Annotated in this window: 13 protein-coding genes; 10 read left to right on the top strand and 3 right to left on the bottom strand. The window is 60.0% G+C overall.

Annotated features, from left to right (window positions below; genetic code table 11):
• The first annotated feature begins 113 nt into the window (after positions 1-113).
• The 3 genes from JNK74_23730 to JNK74_23740 all read left to right on the top strand — a co-directional run bounded on the left by JNK74_23730 (position 114) and on the right by JNK74_23740 (position 3,290).
• On the top strand, positions 114-1,448 hold the full coding sequence (locus JNK74_23730; protein MBL7649200.1) for a redoxin domain-containing protein: 1,335 nt from the start codon (positions 114-116) through the stop codon (positions 1,446-1,448).
• Between the two features lie 195 nt (positions 1,449-1,643).
• On the top strand, positions 1,644-2,033 hold the full coding sequence (locus JNK74_23735; GenBank protein MBL7649201.1) for a reactive intermediate/imine deaminase: 390 nt from the start codon (positions 1,644-1,646) through the stop codon (positions 2,031-2,033).
• 39 nt (positions 2,034-2,072) lie between these two features.
• Entirely contained in the window at positions 2,073-3,290 is a 1,218-nt protein-coding gene (locus tag JNK74_23740) for a tetratricopeptide repeat protein (GenBank protein MBL7649202.1), read from the top strand.
• 7 nt (positions 3,291-3,297) lie between these two features.
• Here the strand turns inward: JNK74_23740 and JNK74_23745 are convergent, their stop codons facing one another.
• The 3 genes from JNK74_23745 to JNK74_23755 form a co-directional block, all read right to left on the bottom strand.
• On the bottom strand, positions 3,298-4,230 hold the full coding sequence (locus JNK74_23745) for a diguanylate cyclase (GenBank protein MBL7649203.1): 933 nt from the start codon (positions 4,228-4,230) through the stop codon (positions 3,298-3,300).
• Positions 4,231-4,232: 2 nt separating this feature from the next.
• Positions 4,233-5,084, bottom strand: coding sequence for an HDOD domain-containing protein (locus tag JNK74_23750; protein MBL7649204.1), 852 nt, complete (start codon positions 5,082-5,084; stop codon positions 4,233-4,235).
• A gap of 145 nt (positions 5,085-5,229) precedes the next feature.
• Entirely contained in the window at positions 5,230-5,535 is a 306-nt protein-coding gene (locus JNK74_23755) for a hypothetical protein (protein MBL7649205.1), read from the bottom strand.
• A 181-nt stretch (positions 5,536-5,716) separates the two neighbouring features.
• Between JNK74_23755 and JNK74_23760 the strand changes: the two genes are divergently transcribed.
• From JNK74_23760 to JNK74_23790, 7 genes are all read left to right on the top strand, one after another.
• Positions 5,717-6,967, top strand: coding sequence for an ISNCY family transposase (locus JNK74_23760; GenBank protein MBL7649206.1), 1,251 nt, complete (start codon positions 5,717-5,719; stop codon positions 6,965-6,967).
• 437 nt (positions 6,968-7,404) lie between these two features.
• Positions 7,405-8,079 carry a hypothetical protein gene (locus JNK74_23765; protein ID MBL7649207.1) on the top strand — a complete coding sequence of 225 codons (675 nt, stop codon included), beginning with the start codon at positions 7,405-7,407 and terminating at the stop codon, positions 8,077-8,079.
• Between the two features lie 80 nt (positions 8,080-8,159).
• Positions 8,160-10,187: a flotillin family protein gene (locus JNK74_23770; protein MBL7649208.1), complete on the top strand. Its 2,028-nt coding sequence runs from the start codon at positions 8,160-8,162 to the stop codon at positions 10,185-10,187.
• Between the two features lie 45 nt (positions 10,188-10,232).
• Entirely contained in the window at positions 10,233-15,404 is a 5,172-nt protein-coding gene (locus JNK74_23775; protein MBL7649209.1) for a DNA repair ATPase, read from the top strand.
• 45 nt (positions 15,405-15,449) lie between these two features.
• Positions 15,450-15,650, top strand: coding sequence for a hypothetical protein (locus JNK74_23780; GenBank protein ID MBL7649210.1), 201 nt, complete (start codon positions 15,450-15,452; stop codon positions 15,648-15,650).
• A 15-nt stretch (positions 15,651-15,665) separates the two neighbouring features.
• Entirely contained in the window at positions 15,666-16,646 is a 981-nt protein-coding gene (locus JNK74_23785; protein MBL7649211.1) for an NAD(P)-dependent alcohol dehydrogenase, read from the top strand.
• 9 nt (positions 16,647-16,655) lie between these two features.
• Positions 16,656-18,725, top strand: coding sequence for a TerB N-terminal domain-containing protein (locus JNK74_23790; GenBank protein MBL7649212.1), 2,070 nt, complete (start codon positions 16,656-16,658; stop codon positions 18,723-18,725).
• Positions 18,726-18,744: the final 19 nt, after the last annotated feature.

The following is an 18,744-nucleotide window of genomic DNA, read 5'->3' on the forward strand; positions in this document are numbered from 1 at the left end:
CAGAAAATATCGGACGCCGTGGATGCACTCAAAATACTGGCCACCGCACAGGCTGCACCAAACTGGGGATAGCTCAGGAGGTTTCCGCCCCAACGCCACATCGAGGATAAGCCATGAAGCACGTCCTGGTTTTGACTATTGCCCTGATCTCCGTACTCCAAGCGGGGACCGAGGATACGGCATCAAGTTTGCAATTCCGGGACCTCTATGATCGGGAAGTCCGGCTGGAAACGGACCGGGAGACCACGGCCTGGGTGCTCGTCTACTTCTCCAACACCTGCCCCGTTGCGCGGCGCTACATGCCCCGGATTACCCAACTGGAAACAGACTACGGCGCGCGCGGGGTCCGCTTCGTCGGAATCAACGCGAGCCCGGCCGACTCGTTGGACGAGGTTGGGGAGTTCGCCCGAAGTTTCGAGATCGCCTTTCCCGTGCTGAAAGACGTCACGTTCGCGTCGGTGAGGGCGCTCGGGGTCACGCGCACCCCCGAGGTGGTCGTTCTTAACCGGGACTTCATGGCTGTATACAAGGGCCGAATCGATGACCAGTATCGTCTGGGCGGCGTTCGACCAACGGCGACACGTCAGGACCTCAAAGAAGCCCTGGACGCGCTACTCGCGGGGCGGGCGGCACCCGAGTCCCATGTACCCGCCGAAGGGTGCGCCATTACGTTCCCGGAAGACTCCCATTCGCCTGTAATCGCCACCGATGGGCGTGGGGAGCCCGGCGGACCGTTTACCCATGAATTTCAGCCCACCGGGACGGGTGAGCCGGGTGAAGCTCCGGACACCAGGGAATGGACGCTCGCGCCGACCATCCCACGGGAGTCCTGGATCAACGCGCTGGAAGTGGAAGGGCCCGCTGGTGGTGTAACGCTTTTCTATGAGGATCTCGAGACACCCGGCACGCGACGCCTTGTTGCCGGCGCACTCACCTCCGGTCAACGCCTGCAGTGGAACGCCGATGAGGGCATCCGCCTGCCCGCCGGAGCCAGGCTCCAGGCGGCGCTCCCCACCGGAGCCGAATCGACAACACGAGTGCGCCTCAAGCTCCAGGAGAATCCGCCCGCGCGTGAACTCTTCTGCTCACGAGATGCGTTTCCGGTCCGCCGAGACCAAGCGGAAGCTCCCCGGCTCCTTCAGTCAATTCCTTTGGGCGCCGCACTTCGGTGCGTCGCCGCGGATTACACCGGCTACGGCGCATCACTGGTGATTGCGCTCCCACAATCGAATCAAACCACGGCGAGCCTCCTGGCGATTCCCGTCTTGAATCCCGCCCGCCCGACGGCACGGTGCCTGGGCGAGGCATTCCAACTTGAGACCGCGCCGTTGCATGCCACCCTGGCATATCCCGGTTACCTGCGCTCCCCCCGGGCAACTCCGGGTGTGCGGCCAGAGGACGAGGAAACGACCCTCTCCATCTATCTCCACTGGTCGTTGCCATCCTGAATAGTGGCGCCCCGACCTACGGAGCATCGGCCTCGAAGCTCCCAGCCTCCGGCACACGTGAGGGTGTTGCCGTTTGAATCTGAAACCGGGGAATCGGGGTGCTTCGGATGTCCGGGTGTTGCACCTCCCGGCTCCGGCATGATACCTTCTATGAAAGCAGGTATGGTCGGTCGTAAGTATTCATAAGGATGTCCCATGAGTAAGGCATGCATCTTTGCCCCGAATGCCAGCCCCGCGGCTGGCCCCTATTCCCACGCCGTCCGCGCGGGCAATCTCCTTTTTGTCTCCGGGCAGGGCCCCTTCGCCAAAGACGGCAGCGGTGCGCAACCGGGGACCATTGAGGAGGAAACCGTTCGGACCCTGGAGAATCTGAAGGCGGTGCTGACCGATGCCGGTTCGGGTCTGGAGCATGTGGTCAAGACGACTTGCTTCCTTAAGGATATGAATAACTTCAAGGTCTTCAATTCCGTCTACGCCACCTACTTCACGGAGAACTTCCCCGCGCGCACCACGGTGGAGGTCGCGCGCCTTCCGATGGATATTCAGGTCGAGATTGAGGCCATAGCCATCATCCCCGGAGGCTGATGGCCGATGGGGCACAGGGCGTATTCAGGCTGGATTTTGGTGGCGGCTTTCATTGTGCTCGCCGCACTTCCCGCCTACGCTCGATCCGCCGCACAGCTTAACGACCTGGGCATTGCCGCCTACAATGAAAAACGCTTTACGGAAGCCGTTGCGTATTTCGAAGAGGCCTACGAGCTCGCCTCCGACAACGATGTCATCAAGCATAATCTATGCAATGCCCACCAGGAAGTCGCAAGCATCCTCGAAAAGGATGGCAAGAACCAGGAGGCCGTGCGCCATCTCGTGCTTGCCATCGGTATTCACCCCGAGAACCCCTCGCCACTGGTGCAGATTGGTTCCTACTACCTCAAGCTCAATCAGGTATCGGACGCCATTTTTCGGCTTGAAGAGGCGATTGAACTCAAGCCCGGCCTCGTTGAAGCCCATTTCATGCTCGGCGAGGCCTACTATCAGGACAACGACTTGCCCTCGGCCCGTGCGCAATGGGACTACGTCCTGGAGATGCGCCCGGACTGGCCCGGCCTCCGCGAGAAGTACGACAAACTCTTCCGGGAAGAGGTCGTAGAGCAGAACTTCAACAGTTCCGGAACCCGCCATTTCCAGTTGAGCTATCCGGGCGATCTGCCCCAGAGCACCCGCTTTAAGATTCTATCCATACTGGAGCGGGCCTACGCCGACGTCGGCCGCAAGCTGGGTGGGGTCTATCCGCCGGAAACGGTCAAGGTCGTTCTCTACAGCTCCGAACAGTTTGCCGAAGCCACCCAACTCGACAGCCATGTAGGCGCGCTGTTCGACGGAAAGATCCGCGTCCCCGTCACGGACGAACAGGGAAGGCCGCTGGACGAGGAGGATCTCTCCCGGCGCCTGAACCATGAATACGTGCACGTGGCGCTCCGCCAGCTTGTCGGCGCCAATGTGCCTTGGTGGCTCAATGAGGGCCTGGCCGAAACCCTGTCTCGCAGTATCGATCCCGTCAGGACCCAGATGCTCCAGGCGGCCTATGCCCAGGGTCTAACCTCGCCGCTCAGCCAGTTGGAAGGGAGCCAGTTGCACAAACTGAGTCCCGACGCACTTGCCCTGGCCTACGCCCAGGCCCACGCCACCGTCAACCTGCTTTGGACCAAATACGGTCAGCGGCGTCTGGTGCCCATGTTGCGTAATCTGAAGGAAGGCATGAAGGGGGAGGAAGCGCTCAACGCGAATTTCCGGAAGACCTACGCCGTCCTCGAACAGGAAGTCGCCGCCGCGTACCGCTGAGGACACCTCAGGTACGGCGGTCGAAACACGTGGTGGATCCCCGAATCGACTTCGCGTACTTCTTCACCTGCGCCGCCCGCGCGCTGATGTCCGCCACGTGCTTCACCGCGTGGGCCGCCGTGTCGATGACGGCAATCGAACAGGTCATCATGGAAAACGTACTCGTGTTTCCCTGACGGTCGATGGAATGTATCGCGCCCCGGATCCGATCTTCCTCGTCATAGAAGTTCGGTATAAGAAGGTCAAAATTGCGGAGGATTTCCTCGCAGGCCCCTTCGATGAGTTCGGACGGCGCGATCAACACGAAATCGTCCCCGCCGACATGCCCCACGAAACTCAGATCGCTCTTTGTGGCGCGCGCCGCATTCACCACGACCCGGGCGGTCATGCGCAACACCTCATCGCCCCGGATAAAGCCATACTTGTCGTTAAAGGGCTTGAAGTGGTCCAGGTCGAGGTAGGCCACGGCAAAGGCGTCGCCCCGCCCGAGGCGGGCCTCCGCTTCCCGGATAATGGCGATGTTCCCCGGCAGTCCGGTCAAAGGATTGGCGTTCAGGTCCCGCTGCGCCCGAGCCAGGCAGATCTGCACGCGGGCGAGCAGTTCTTCGGGGGTATAAGGGGCCAGCAGGAACTCGTCCACCTTGAGCCGACCCCAGTCGACCGTGGGCAGGGCTTCCCGACTCAAAGTCATGAGCATGGGGAGGTGGCCGTAGATCGTGTCGTTTTTGAGTTCCTCGGCCAGCGTCGTACCCGGAGCGGCCCCCGCTATCTCAAATGGAACGATAATGCAGTGTGGGGGCGTATCTTGAATCATCGCCTGTATCAGACCGGGACCGGCGGCCGTGTTGGCCGAATAGCCCGCCCCTTCAAGTATGGCAACAGCATCGCGGTTCGGGTTCGCCTCGGAGTCGACGACGAGTATGAGCCCAGGCTCCGCCACGCTCATCCTTTCCGACCAGTCGCGGCAAAAACATCCGCGCCCTGCTGATACTGCTCATCCGCGGCGATCATGATCCGGTCAATCTGCTCCAGGCTCAAGCCGAGCAACTCGAAAGCGTCGCGATCCAGTTCCGGCAGGGTACCGTCGCCCGCTTCGCCGTATTCCTGCGCCCGTGCAAGGATATCCGCCAGATGGACAATGGCCGCCATCTGGACGCTTCCCTTGGCACGGGAAGGATAATGATGATAGGTAAGCGCATCCGTAAGCCGCTCGGGCAGGTGCCAGCGCAGAGCGAGCCAGAGTGCGATTCGGCTGTGATCGACCCCAAACACTTCCTGCTCGACCACGGAAACATGACAACCCCGCCGGTGCGCTTCAGCCATCACGGCCAGGTAGTCTTGCAGCGCGAGGTGGGCAAGGATGACCTTACCGAGATCGTGCAGCAGCCCCGCCACCATGCATTCTTCCGGGTCTATCACACCGAGTTCTTTGCCAATATGCCTGCTGAGCAAGGCGGTCCCGAGACTGTGCTTCCAGAGACCGCTGGTCTCCTTGGCCAGGTCGCTGAACACCGCGGTCGTGAGCACGAGCCCTTTGACCACGTTGAATCCGAGTAGAACCAGCGCGTGGGTCACCGACGAAATCCGGCGGGGAAAGCCATAGACCGGAGAGTTCACCAGCTTCAGCAGCCGCGCGCTCAGCACTTGATCGCGCTGGATGATATCCCCGATTTCCTGCGCACCGGTGGAGTCATCGTCAACCATGCTCGTTATCACGGAAACAAAGGCCGGAAGGGTTGGCAGGCTGGAAAGATCTTCCACTTTCTTTTTTAGCAATTCGGCTGACAGGGCCATTCGCCGCGGATCCCAAATGCAAACCGGAAAGGTCCGGTCGCTACTTTGCTGGTTCAATTCAAGCCCCTGCCCGGAAATGGAACGGGGTAACATCACAGGTCTCGAAAGGAAATCACTGCCAGCGTGGCGGCGACGCCATACGGATTCAGGCGCTGTATTCTTCCTTCAAGCGCTCCAGTCGCTGCTGCAGTAACGCTTTGATCCCGAGTAGATTCGGGTCGCTGATACCCGCAAAACGCTTGTCCAGAGAGGCCTGCCGCGCTTCGACGTCAATTCCCGGTGTGCTGCTCCCCTCGATCCAGACGGAAACAACACTGGCATTCTTCAGCCGCTGGATTGCCTGTTCCGTCAATTTGTACCCCATCGGACACAACACGGCGCCACTGGAATTGGTGACGGCATCGGCCAAGATTTGACCGGGACGCAAGAATTTGACGTTAACGCTGCGCAAGTATTCCCTCCTGAAGTGCACCGGCATTCTATGAGAGGGCGCGCACAAGTGTCAACTTCCTGCCGCTTTACAGCGTCAAACTGTCGAAACTCTTTGAAAATGTCCCCCTGCTAACTCTTTGAAAATGTCCCCATACTGTGGATCTCGGAAAGGAGGTCCCTTGGACGGAGGACATTTGTTGATGAGCAGGAAAGAGCGTCTTCGGAAGTCGGTTGTGGAGCGGGTGGCGAAGGGTGAGTTATCCCAGGCGGCGGCCGCGGCGATGCTGGGCGTGAGTACGCGTCAGATGAAACGGATTTTTGGACGTTACCGGGAGGAGGGCGATTCGGGGTTGCTCCATCGCAGCCGTGGCTGCCCTTCGAGCCGGGCCTGTACGCCAGCCTTTCGGGAGCAGGTAGTCCAGCGCTATGGGGATGCTTTCGAGGGCTTGGGGCCGACGCTTGCGGCGGAGAAACTGGCCGAAGAGGGTCTGAAGGTAGACCACGAGACACTGCGGCGCTGGCTGCTCAAGGAGGGCAAGTGGCAACGTCGCCGCAGGCGCGCACAGCACCGCGAGCGGCGGCCGCGCCGGGAGCACTTCGGCGAACTGGTTCAGCTCGACGGCAGCCACCATGCATGGCACGGCGAGGACCGGCCGCACAGTTGCCTGATGAGCCTGGTGGACGATGCCACGGGACGTTGCATGACCTTGATGGCCGAAGAGGAGACGACCGAAGCCGCCATGGCCCTGCTGCAACGCTGGATCGAGCGCTACGGCGTCCCCCGGGCGCTCTACACGGACCGCAAGAGCGTCTACGTCACCGACCGGCCCCCGACGCTCGAGGAGCAGCTTGCGCATGAAGAGCCGGTGACCGCCTTCGGGCTTTCGTGTAGTAAACTCGGTATTGAAATCATCCGCGCCTACAGCCCCCAGGCCAAAGGGCGGGTGGAGCGCAAGCACGGCGTATATCAGGACCGCCTTTGCCATGAACTACGGTTGCGCGGCATCACCACGGTTGAAGAAACCGACCACATGCTCAAAGAGGAATTCGACGAACAACTCAACCAGAAGTTCGCCAGGCCCGCTGCCTCGCCGCACGATTATCACCGCCCGCTGCCCAAGGGCACGGACCTGCGGGATATCTTCTGCCTTGAAGAAACGCGGGTTCTGGCCAACGACTGGACGATCAGCTACCAACGGAAGATCTACCAGGTAGCCAGGCTCAATAGCCCCCTGCCCAAGCCCAAGAGCAAGATCACTGTGCGCGTCTGGAGGGACGGCAGCATTCACCTGCTGCGCGGCCAACAGCGTCTGGTCTTCAAAAGGCTTGAAGAGCCCGTCCCAAAACCCGAAGCAAAGGCCACCAAGACACAGGTGCCCAAAACAAAATCAAAACCCTCACATAAGCACCCGTGGCGCAAACGAATGATCGCACTACAGGCGGACAAATGAGTCGCCGACGTCCCCGTGGGGGCCAGCCCCCACACCCCCGGAGTTTAACGCATTGGGCAGGTTCCGGTGGGGGGAAAACCATGCAACAAGGAGGGGGCGCCAATGCGCCCCCTTCCACCGTTACCTGACCGAACGGGCGCTCGGGACGCTCTCCAGCGTTGCCCTATCCTCCCGACGGCACAATTAGAGTATCATGGCAAAGCAAAACGCGGAGGGGACATTTTCATTGAGTTAAGGATGGGGACATTTCTAAAGAGTTCCGACATGGTGAGGGCAAGCTGTTGACCCACCGGCGGGGAACATGCCACTATGACCCTTCGTGCGGAGCATTGGGACCGCGCGGAATGGGTTGCAATGGAAGTGCAGGAATCGAGCGCCGGAGCGTTACGGGCGGCCACGGTTATCTGGGCCAATCGCCTCGGCAGGGAGTGCAGGGAATGATCGAACTGTTTCAAGAGTCCTTCCGGCTGGTAAATCTGCCGTACACGCTCTTTTTCGGGCTGTCGCTGCTCTATTGGCTCTCTTACCTTCTTGGCATCGTGGGCGCCGACCTCGGCGATATTGGATCGGGCGCGGACGGCGCGCTCGATGGCGCCGGGGATGGCGTGGGCGATGGCGTGGGCGATGGCGTGGGCGATGGTGGCGGCGGAATATTCAGTGGCGTTCTGAGTTTTGTCTATGCGGCGGATGTGCCCATGACGATTATTCTTTCCGTGCTCAGCTTTGTGATGTGGGCCACGGCGGTGCTCTTCAATTACTACACGGGCAACACGAGTTTCGCTGTTTCGATGGGATTGAGCCTGCCTTTCTTTGCGGGTGGCGTGGTGGCGACACGTCTTATCATTCGGCCCTTTGTTCCGATTTTGAAGTCGGCCTTCGACGAGTCGAGCGACGAGATTCTGGTGCTGGGCCAGGTGTGCACGATCTCCTCACTGGAAGCGACGCACAGGCACGGCCAGGCGGAGTTGTCCCAGCAGGGCTCACCCATCGTGCTGAACGTGCAGACTCGGGAGGGCGTGGTGCTGAAAAAGGGCGACGAAGCGGTGGTGGTGGGAGAGGGTGAGAATGGAATTTACGTTGTCGCGCCATTTGAAGGCGGACAAGCAGGGTGAGAACAGGACGGGACCGACAGGCTGCGGTGTCGCATAGGTTTTAGAGATAGAATCGAGAGTTACTTAAAACGCAGGGTGAAATGACACCCGGAGGGAATACCATGATCGAGTTTGTAATGGTTGTAGGTCTCTTGTTTGCCGTTGTGCTGGGCTTTGCGCTGCTCTACATGATTGTGAACTGCTGGAGAAAGGTGGACCAGGGCACGGCCCTCATTATCGTGGGTGGCAGCAAGCCGACCGTGCACTTTTCCAAAGCGATACTCATCCCGATGATCCGCAAGGCGGAGGTCATGGACATTTCCGTGCGCCGCATCGAAATTTTCAGGCACGGTGCGCAGGGGCTCGTCTGCCAGGACAATGTCCGTGCCGACATCAAGGTGGCCTTTTTCGTGCGCGTGAACAACAACGCGGAAGACGTGCTGCGCGTGGCTCAGTCGATTGGGGCGGCCCGCGCCTCGGAAACGGAGAAACTGGAGGAGCTTTTTGAAGCAAAGTTTTCCGAAGCACTCAAGAGCGTGGGCAAGAAGTTTGACTTTGTCGCGTTGTACACCTCCCGCGAGGAGTTCAAGGAAGAGATCCTCAAGATCATCGGTCGCGACCTGAACGGCTATATTCTCGATGACGCCGCCATCGACTATCTGGAACAGACCCCCCTGAACCAGCTTGATCCGAACAACATCCTGGATTCGGAGGGCATAAAGAAGATCACGGATTTGACGGCGCAGCAGCAGATTCTTGCGAACAGCATCACGCGCGAGCGCGAGAAGACGATCAAGAAGCAGGACGTGGAAGCGCGCGAAGCGATTCTGGAGCTGGAGAAGCAACAGGCCGAGGCCGAGGCGAAGCAGTTGCGCGAGATTCAGTCCGTGCAGGCGCGTGAGCAGGCGGAGACCGCGAAGATTCAGGAAGAAGAACGCCTGAAGGCGGCCCGTGCCCGGATTACCACGGAAGAAGAGACGGCCATTGCCAACGAGAATAAAGATCGCCAGGTGATCGTGGCCATGCGCAACAAGGAACGCACCGATCAGGTGGAGAAAGAGCGCGTGGAGAAGGACCGCCTGCTCGAAGTGACCGAGCGGGAGCGCGTGGTCGCGCTGGCCACCATCGAACGCGACAAGGCCATCGAAGTGGAGAAGAAGGCGATTCAAGACGTGATCCGCGAGCGGGTGATTGTCGAGCGCGCGGTGGTGGAAGAAGAAGAAAAGATCAAGGATACCCGCGAATTTGCCACGGCGGAACGGGCGAAGAAAGTCGCTATCACCGCGGCCGAGCAAGACGCGCAGCAGGCGCTGGTAAAGGAAATCAAGTCCGCCGAGGCCAAGCGCGACGCCGCGCGCTTCAGCGCGGAGCAACTGGTTATCTCCGCCGAAGCCACGCGGGACGCCGCCGAGCGCGAGGCCGTGGGCAAGAAGGTGCTGGCCGAGGGCGTGACCGCCGAGCTGGCGGCAGCGGGCCTGGCCGAGGCTTCGGTGATCGAGAGCAAGGCCGTGGCGGAAGCGAAGGGTCTGGAAGCCCGCGCGGTCGCGGTGCAGAAGGAAGGTTCGGCCCAGGCCGCCGTCATGCAGCTTAAGTTCGAGGCGGACGCGAAGGGTATAACGGACAAAGCCGAGGCGATGAAGCTGTTCAACGAGGCGGGCCGCGAGCACGAAGAGTTCAAGCTCAACCTGGAGAAGGAGAAGGCGATCGACCTCGCCGCCATCGCCGCGCAGCAGGAAATCGCGAAGCAGCAGGCGGCCGTTATTGGCCAGGCGCTTCAGACCGCGCGCATCGACATTGTCGGCGGCGAGACGGAGTTCTTCGACAAGATCACCAGCGCGATCACCACGGGCAAGGCCGTGGACCGGCTGGTGGACAACAGCAAAGCCCTGACGGATGTGAAGAACACCTTCTTTAATGGCGATCCCGAGTACTTCAAGGCGCGGATGGCGCACTTCACCGACCTGCTCGGCGTGAGCAGCGAGGATTTGAAGAACCTGTCCATTGCGGCGCTGCTGAACAAGATGAAGGATGCCGCCGGGAAAGGCCCCGAGGCCACGGAGTTGCTTACGCTCTCCGGGCTTGCGAAACAGTTGGGCTTCAGCGACAAGAAACTCAGCCAGATCCTCTGATCGAATCAGTTGATCGCGTGATACATCCAGCGAGGAGAATCGCACATGGCTGAACAAGAATCGAAGGCGGCGGAGGCCCCCGAAAGCGGGGCCACCGTCGGCCTGGAAGCGGGCGCGTATGAGATCATACGCAACCGCCTCGTCAAAGGCGGCAAGGCGCTGCAAACGCGCTTGGAGCAGCTCAACGCGGGACGCAAAAAAGTGTTCGGCGCCATAGAGACGAAGCTGCTGGCGACGGAGCACATCACCACGGACAACAGTTGCATTGCCCGCGACATGATTCCCGTGGGCGACCGATTCATCTTCGGCTACAACGTCCACATTGGACTGAAGTCGCAGATCGCGCTCGAGGACGTGTTTTCGGTTTATCGCCTGGAGAACCACACGCTCATCCGAGAGTCCCTGGACCTGATTCGCAATGCGAATTTCGAGCGGGACTTTCAGGAGCTCTTCAAGTACTACAAGAGCACGGTTTTTGCGAAGTTCTCCATCATCGGGCCCCATTTGTTCATGGTCTTTCGCGTGGGCAAGGGCGTCACCGATGTGAAGGTCTTCAAGTGGGCGATCAATGGCGACGCGATTACCTACCTGGATAACCGCAGCGAGCACGAGTTCAAGTTTCCGCCGCAACACGATTTCGAGTGGATACGCACGCACCGCGACATGCACTATCACGGGCGGCACCCTCACGTGTCGATCGAGGATCGGCTCTTTGTGGAGACGGTGGGCGGTGACCTGACCATCAAGATCGAGAACAACACCGATAGCGGCCTCGGTATCTATAAAGAGGATGTGGAGAACAAGGACCAGACGCTGGACGATGCGGAGTTCTTTTATGCGATCGTTGGCAACCTGATCCTGCTCAAGGTCAAACCCTATCAGGAGCCCAACTGGCGCTATTTCGTGTATTGCGAGAAGAACCAGAAGGTTTATCGCCTCGACGCGATTCAGGAATCCTGCGTGCTGTTGCCGGAAGAGCACGGCCTGATCTACGCCAATGGCTACGTGCTCCAGACCGGCGAGCAGAAGTCTTTCGGCGGCAATTTCAAGGAGATGCTTTTCGAGAAGCGCGTGGCTTCGTCGAATGGTGAGGACTACCTGTACGAGTTCTATAACCGCGACCTGGGCGACTATGTGCTCCTGTCGTACAATGTGATCACGCAGACGGTGGACACGCCCATTCCGTGTAATGGCTATTCTTTTTTCAGGAATGGTGAACTGCTTTACTTCAAGGCATCGCCCGAGCCCCAGCGCAACCATGCGCTCCAAATCTGGCAGACGCCTTACCGCGATGCCGACTTGCCCCTCTCCGCGAAGTCGGATTCCATGCTGTACAAGATCGGAAACAAGGAAATCGTGCGGGGCATGGCCGATTGCAACGAGATCCTGAACCTTATCGCGAAGGAGGACAGCTACGCGAACCTCTACGGCGACATCACCCGGAAAATCGGGACGATGTTCGACGTGTTTCACTGGCTGGGCAAGGAAGAGGCCTTCAATCTTAAGGAAGATCTTACCGCGATTCGCGATGCGGCCCAGGCGGCCATCAGCGAGTTCGAAAAGGTGTCCAACGCCCGCCGCCACGCCCGGGAGCAGCTCAACGCGGCGACTGCGGAAGCCCTTGCGGCGCAGGACGCGAGCAAGAGCAAGCGCTTCGACACTATCCATGACTTCGTCGCCAGCCTGACGGGCGTCCGAACGGCCCGGGGCCGGGTCATCGCGCTCAAAGATCTGAAGTACATGGAGTTGCCCGCGGTGGAGGCGCTCCAGCAGACCCTGTCGGCCGAGGCGGATCGCCTGGGACAGGCCTGCGTGGAATTTCTGCTTAAGGCGGAGTCCCTCTTGCCCTATGAGAAGGGCGTTGAAGAGCACGCTTCCAAGATCGACGGGCTTGCAAAAGTGGCCGAGGCCAAGGCGCTGGCGGAGTTGGTGGACAAGCAGGCGGCCGATCTGGAGATGCTTATCGACGTGGTGAGCAATCTCAAAATCGAAGATGCGACGCAGCGCACAGCGATCATTGATTCCATTTCTGGAATCTTCGCCAAGCTGAATCAGGCGCGGTCACAACTCAAGAACAAGACCAAAGAGTTGGGCAAAGGCGAGGGCATCGCGGAGTTCAATTCGCAGATCAAGCTGCTGAACCAGGCGGTGGCGAATTATATTGACCTGTGCGACACCGTGCCCAAGTGCGACGAGTTGTTGACGAAGGTGATGGTGCAGATTGAAGAGCTGGAAGGCCGCTTTGCGGAGTTCGATGAGTTCGTGGAGCAGCTTACCGAGAAACGCGAAGAGGCCTACAACGCCTTCGAGTCGGTGAAGATCCAGCTTCAGGAGAAGCAGAACAAGCGGGCCACGGCGCTCATGCAGGCGGCGGAGCGGATCCTGAAGGGTATCAAGAGCCGTATCGAGACCTTCAAGACCGTGGAGGAGATCCATTCGTATTTCGCATCCGATCTGATGATCGAGAAGGTGCGGGGCATCATACAGGAGCTTGGCTCTCTCGGCGATACGGTGAAGGTGGACGATGTCCAGAGCCGCCTGAAGACCATCAGCGAAGGCGCGGTGCGCCAGCTCAAGGATCGCAACGAGCTCTTTGCGGAAGGCGAGAATGTTATTCGTTTTGGCGCGCATAAGTTCTCCGTGAACACTTTCGAGCTTGCGCTTACCACCGTGATGCGCGATGGTGCCATGTACTTTCACCTCGCGGGCACGAATTACTTCGACCCGATCAGAGACGAGTCCTTCCTCGCGACGCGCGATTTGTGGTCGCAGGAGGTGGTGTCGGAGAACGCCCAGGTTTATCGCGCCGAGTATCTTGCCTATATTTTACTGCAACACGTCCGGGAACCCGAGGGCCCTTCGCTGGAGGACCTCCGGTCAATGTCCCAGGAGGAGCTTCTGGCATTTATCCAGAAATTCATGGGTTCGCGCTATTCCGAGGGCTATGTGAAGGGCGTGCACGATCACGATGCGTCTTTGTTGCTTCGATCGCTGCTGGAGATGGAGGCGACCATCGGCCTGCTGGCTTTTCACCCGCGCGCCCGAGCCCTGGCCTCGGTCTTCTGGTATCAGTACGGCGACGAGGCCGCGAAGGAGCGCATCACTGCAACGCTGCGCGGCTTTGGCGCGATCCGGGAAGTCTTCGGCGATCCCGAGGCGCAGCGCCATTACACGCAGGAGCTGGCGCGCTTGATTCGGTCGTATACCGATACGACAGAGATCTTCGAGGGGCATCTGGTGGACGAGTCGGCCCGCTATCTATTCGAAATTCTCGTGTCGGGGCGCGGCGCGGCGATCAGCACGGCGGCGGATGCGATTCATCGCGATTTTGGGCTGCACCTGAAGAAGTCGAACTTCGAGAGCAAGTTTAAGGACTCGCTGGAGAGCGCGCGGAAGAATCCGAACAGCGCCTTCCTGCTCTGCCGCGATTGGGCGGCCGCTTTCGTGCGATCACGCGGCGAGGCGCTGGAGCTGGACTATATCGATGAAGTCGCGTCTCTGCTGTTGATGCAGGATCATGATATCGCACGGGTGGTACATGCATCACCCGTGGCGAAGCTCAGTGGATTTGTGGGTGGCCATCCCGTGCTTGCGAATGGCGAGTACGTATTGAACTTCAACGCGTTCACGGCGAAGCTCTCGACGTACACCCGCGAGACCGTGCCGCGTTACGAGGCCTACACGGCGCTGAAGAAGAAGCTGGTGGAGGACGAAGCCCGGAGCCTGCGGCTGGATGAATTCAAGCCGAAGGTGCTTACATCCTTTGTGCGCAATAAGCTCATCGACAATGTCTACCTGCCGCTCATTGGCGACAATCTGGCCAAGCAGATCGGGGCGGCGGGGGACCAGAAGCGCACGGATCGCATGGGCATGCTGCTGCTCATCTCGCCGCCGGGCTATGGCAAGACGACCTTGATGGAATACATCGCCAATCGCCTCGGCCTGATCTTCATGAAGATCAACGGTCCGGCGCTCGGGCACCACGTCACCTCCATCGACCCGTCGGAAGCTTCCAATGCGGCCGCGCGCGAGGAACTCGTCAAACTGAACCTCGCCCTGGAGATGGGCGACAACGTGATGCTGTATGTGGACGATATCCAGCACTGCAATCCCGAGTTCTTGCAGAAGTTTATCTCCCTGTGCGACGCCCAGCGCAAGATCGAGGGTGTACACAAGGGCGTTACCCGCACCTACGACCTGCGGGGCAAGAAGGTGGCCGTGGTGATGGCGGGCAACCCCTATACGGAAAGCGGTGAGAAATTTCAGATTCCGGACATGCTCGCGAATCGATCCGATACCTACAACCTCGGCGAGATCATCGGGGATAGCGAGGAAGATTTTAAGACGAGCTATCTGGAGAACTGCCTTACATCGAATCCGGTGCTGAACACGCTGGCCATGAAGAGTCAGGAGGACATCTACGGTGTGATCCGCATGGCCCAGAGCGGCTCCCAGGACGGCGTGGAATTGAAGGGCAGCTACACTATGGACGAGGTGAACAGCATGGTGGCGGTGATGAAGAAGTTGCTGTATGTAAGGGATATCGTGCTGGAGGTGAACAAGGAGTACATCCGTTCCGCGGGTATCCATGAGGACTACCGCACGGAGCCGGCCTTCAAGCTCCAGGGTTCTTATCGCAATATGAACCGCATCGCCGAGCGCGTTGTGGATATCATGAACGATTCGGAGTTGCGCACCTTGATCAACAGCAACTACGAGGGCGATTCGCAGACGCTGACGAACGGCGCCGAAGCGAATATGCTGAAGTTCAAGGAGCTTAACGGGCTCCTGACGGAAACGGAGGCGCAGCGCTGGGCGGATATCAAGAAGACCTTCACGAAGAACCTGAAGATGAAGGGACTCGGCGAGGATCAGGCGGTGGGCCAGGTGCTGGTGCAGCTTGAAAGCATCAACGATGGGCTGGAAAATATCGCCGCCGCGATGAAGTCGGGTGTGGCGAGCATGGCCGCGAGCCGCGAATCGGTTGCGGCGGACGCAGCCGTGCCGCCCGCGCCGACGACGGTAAACGTGGTCACCAAAGTGCCCGCCGCGCTGGTGGGGGTGATGAGCGAGCAGTTCAAGCTGATGCAGGGCTGGCTCGCGCCGATTTTTAAAGAGACGCGGGAGCAGACGGAGGAGATGAAGAAATTGAAGGTGCTGATGGACCAGAACTTGGAGCGCTATCAGGCTTTACTGGACGAGTTGCAGGATAGTTGATAGTTGATAGTTGATAGTTGATAGTTGATAGTTGATAGTTGATAGTTGATAGTTGACAGTGGGCTCAGTGGGCTAAGTGGGCTAAGTGGGCTCAGTGGGCTAAGTGGGCTAAGTGGACTCAGTGGACTCAGTGGACTCAGTGGACTCAGTGGACTCAGTGGACTCAGTGGACTCAGTGGACAATGGTTGCGGATGTGGAGTTGCTTGTCTGGAGTGGCGCATTTGTTTTTGCGTGTCGCTTCTTGAGTTTTGAGGTGATTCATGAAGGCGATAGTGTGCACGGAATACGGATCGCCGGATGTGCTCCGGCTGGCGGACCTTGATAAGCCCGTGCCGGGTGATGGCGAGGTCCTGGTAAGGATCCACGCGACCTCCGTCAATGCCGGGGATTGGCACGTCTTGCGGGCGTCTCCATTTCTGGTGCGGCTGGTATACGGTGTGTTCAAGCCCAAGGTGACCGTGCTCGGGGCCGACATCGCGGGCGTCGTGGAGGCGGTCGGCGCGGGCGTCTCACGTTTCAACGTGGGGGACGCCGTCTTCGGGGACATATCCCGCTACGGATTCGGCGGTTTCGCGGAGTATGTGTGCGTGCCGGAGGAGCCCCTTGCTAAAATGCCGAGTAAGCTGACTTTCCTGGAAGCCGCGGCGGTGCCGGTGGCTTCGGTCGTGGCCCTTCAGGCGCTGCGCGACGCGGGAAAAATCGAAGCGGGACAGAACGTACTGATCTACGGCGCTTCCGGCGGCGTGGGGACGTTTGCGGTGCCGCTGGCGAAGCATTTCGGGGCGGAGGTGACGGCCGTGTGCAGTACGGCGAACGTGGAGCGGGCCCTGTCGCTCGGCGCCGACCGCGTCATCGACTATACGAAGGAGGACTTCGCGGACGGAGACGCGCGGTTTGACCTCATTATCGGGGCGAACGGGGCACGCTCCATATTCGATTTCCGAAAGGCGCTGGCCCCCAAAGGCAGGTATGTTTCGAGCGGCGGTGCCACGTCTCAGTTTCTTCAATCCATCCTGATCGGCCCCGTGTTGTCGCTCGCGGGGAGCCGCAAGTTTGTAAACTTTCTCGTGCGTCCGAACGGCGCGGACGTTGCTTTCATCGCCGGACTTATCGAAGCGGGTTTGCTGACGCCCGTCATTGATCGTAGATATTCCCTCGCACAGGTACCCGATGCGATCCGCTATCTGGAAGCGGGTCACGCCCGGGGAAAGGTGGTGATCGATGTCCTCGGCGGCGATTGAGCAATTGCCATGACCGACTCTGTACCGCATAGCGGCCCGCCGGAAGACGGGCTCATTGACGGCGCGCGCGAGGACGTGTCGGAATCCCTGCCGCTTGCAGACCAGGGCGCCGACGAGCGCTGGACGATTCCGTGGGCGCTGGTGGAAGGCGAGACGCCGCGCGGTGAAGCCGTGTTGACGTGGTGCGGGAGCGATGCGGCGGTGGAGATTGGGGCATTCTCGATCCCCAATCCCATGCTGTATACCGCCGACGGTTGCCCGGCCGAGCCGGAGGCTTCGTGCATCGACACGACCCTTGAGATCGGCGTTCCGGACGTTGAGAGCGCGCCCGCTGTTGGCCATTGGTCCGGCTATGCGGCATTGACGCCAACGCAGCGCGCGAATTATATCCAGTGGCTTGCTTCCGGTGCTTCAGCGCCGCTGCGCGATATCCACTATGCGTTCCTGTACTTTTACGGGCTCGAGCGCCATGCCTTGATCGACAAAGGGGATCCCGAGCGGGTGTTGCGCGCGCTCATGCACCTACTGAAGCACTACGAGGGCCATTCGTCCTTCTTCAGCAGCGCTTCGCGCCTGGCGGCTTTTCTGTTCGCCACGAAGGGCATCGAGAAGCTGAAGCCCGCGTGGTTCAAACGGCTCTTTGCGCCGCGCGGCGTTCCGCTTCATCATGACTCTCTGGCCGTGGCGTTGACCTGGCTCTATGAACGCAAGAAGCCGCTGCCCGCCGCGCTGGCTTTCGAGGTGGCGCGACAGGATATTCGCTGCCCGCAGGGTAGTGCCTATCGCGACGAGCCCGAAGTCTTTCGCGCGCGCTTTGAGGCGGCGTACACCGCGCGCTTTGGCGAGGGCATGACGATTCAGTCCGCCGACGCAAAGCGCACGTGGAAGTATCGTCCCATCAATCCATCGCTCCAGAGTTGGGAGCATTTTGCGAAGCTGTGGTCCGTTACCGCGCCCGATGTGATGGGCGCGGCGGAGCAGTTTGCGCCGCTTGTTGACGTGTGGAAATCGTGCGACAACCCGGATGCGCCACCAAATCCGTGGGAGTCTCTCGTCGCCGAGTATGCTAATGCGGATGGACGTATGCTCGTCCCGATCACCAAGGTGGCGCCCGTTGCCGGTGTGGCCCTGGGAAAATCGAAGGAGCTATCTATTGCAGAGAGCCTCGCGATTGTCGCGGGGGCGAGTGGCGCGGGCTATGGCTTGATTCCCGAGCCCCGCCTGCTGCTCGGACCCTATCGTCGCGATGAACGGGTGGTGCTTATCCGGCAGGCGGAGGAGCCGACACCGGACAGCGAGCGCTACTATCTTGCGGGGGCATTGCTCTTGTCGCTCGGTGCGGCGATGGCCGAGATCGATGGCGAAGTGGATCACATCGAGGTGTTGCATGTTTCGGAGATTGTGAATTCGCTGTACCATTTCAACGATTTCGACAAGCATCGGCTTGGCGTGCTGCGGAAACGTCTGTTGAAGCATCCGCCGAAGCTGTCGGCGCTCACGCGGCGTCTGCGGGCGATCCTGAATGAGGAAGAACGCATCGAAGCCGGCGTATTTCTCGTGGGCGTGGCCGGTTCAAATTTCAGCATTGGGGACGAGGAACGCCGCGCGCTGCGTCGCGCCTGGCGGGCCTTTGAGCTGCCCACGCGCAGTCTGGACGCCTTGCTTGAGGCGCTCGTTTCGACGGCCACGGCGGAAGGGAGGGATCCTGTGAACCGCGACGCGCTGGCGCGGCTCATGCGCGAAACGAAGCGCTTCGCGGTGCGCCTGGGCGCGGCCATGCAGGAGATCGAGGTGGTGATGGGCGAGGAAGCCGGGGCGCGAGATGTGTGGTATGTGCGGAAGGGTACGGTGGTGGGTGAAGGGGAGTTGGAGGAATCGGTGCAGGTGCGCGATGCGTATCGCGATGGGTTGTATGCGCTATTGCGGCGTGGGGATTGGAGCGAGGCGGAGTTTATCGCGCTGGGTGAGCGGGAGGGTGTGTTTGTGAAGGGGGCGGTGTTGCCGATTGACGAGTGGGCGTGGGATTGCTCGGATGACGCCGACGCTGTCCGCGTGGCCTTGTCAATGGAAAAGGATTAAGCGAAAACACCGCTAGGTC

Source organism: Candidatus Hydrogenedentota bacterium, assembly GCA_016791475.1.
In the GTDB taxonomy this organism is placed as follows: Bacteria; Hydrogenedentota; Hydrogenedentia; order Hydrogenedentales; family JAEUWI01; genus JAEUWI01.

Bases quoted from the DNA above. Each gene is read 5' to 3' on its own strand.
- JNK74_23790 (MBL7649212.1), top strand. From the start codon at position 16,656: ATGACCGACTCTGTACCGCATAGCGGCCCGCCGGAAGACGGGCTCATT.
- JNK74_23760 (MBL7649206.1), top strand. From the start codon at position 5,717: ATGAGCAGGAAAGAGCGTCTTCGGAAGTCGGTTGTGGAGCGGGTGGCG.
- JNK74_23735 (MBL7649201.1), top strand. From the start codon at position 1,644: ATGAGTAAGGCATGCATCTTTGCCCCGAATGCCAGCCCCGCGGCTGGC.
- JNK74_23785 (MBL7649211.1), top strand. From the start codon at position 15,666: ATGAAGGCGATAGTGTGCACGGAATACGGATCGCCGGATGTGCTCCGG.
- JNK74_23765 (MBL7649207.1), top strand. From the start codon at position 7,405: ATGATCGAACTGTTTCAAGAGTCCTTCCGGCTGGTAAATCTGCCGTAC.
- JNK74_23770 (MBL7649208.1), top strand. From the start codon at position 8,160: ATGACACCCGGAGGGAATACCATGATCGAGTTTGTAATGGTTGTAGGT.
- JNK74_23730 (MBL7649200.1), top strand. From the start codon at position 114: ATGAAGCACGTCCTGGTTTTGACTATTGCCCTGATCTCCGTACTCCAA.
- JNK74_23750 (MBL7649204.1), bottom strand. From the start codon at position 5,084: ATGGCCCTGTCAGCCGAATTGCTAAAAAAGAAAGTGGAAGATCTTTCC.
- JNK74_23775 (MBL7649209.1), top strand. From the start codon at position 10,233: ATGGCTGAACAAGAATCGAAGGCGGCGGAGGCCCCCGAAAGCGGGGCC.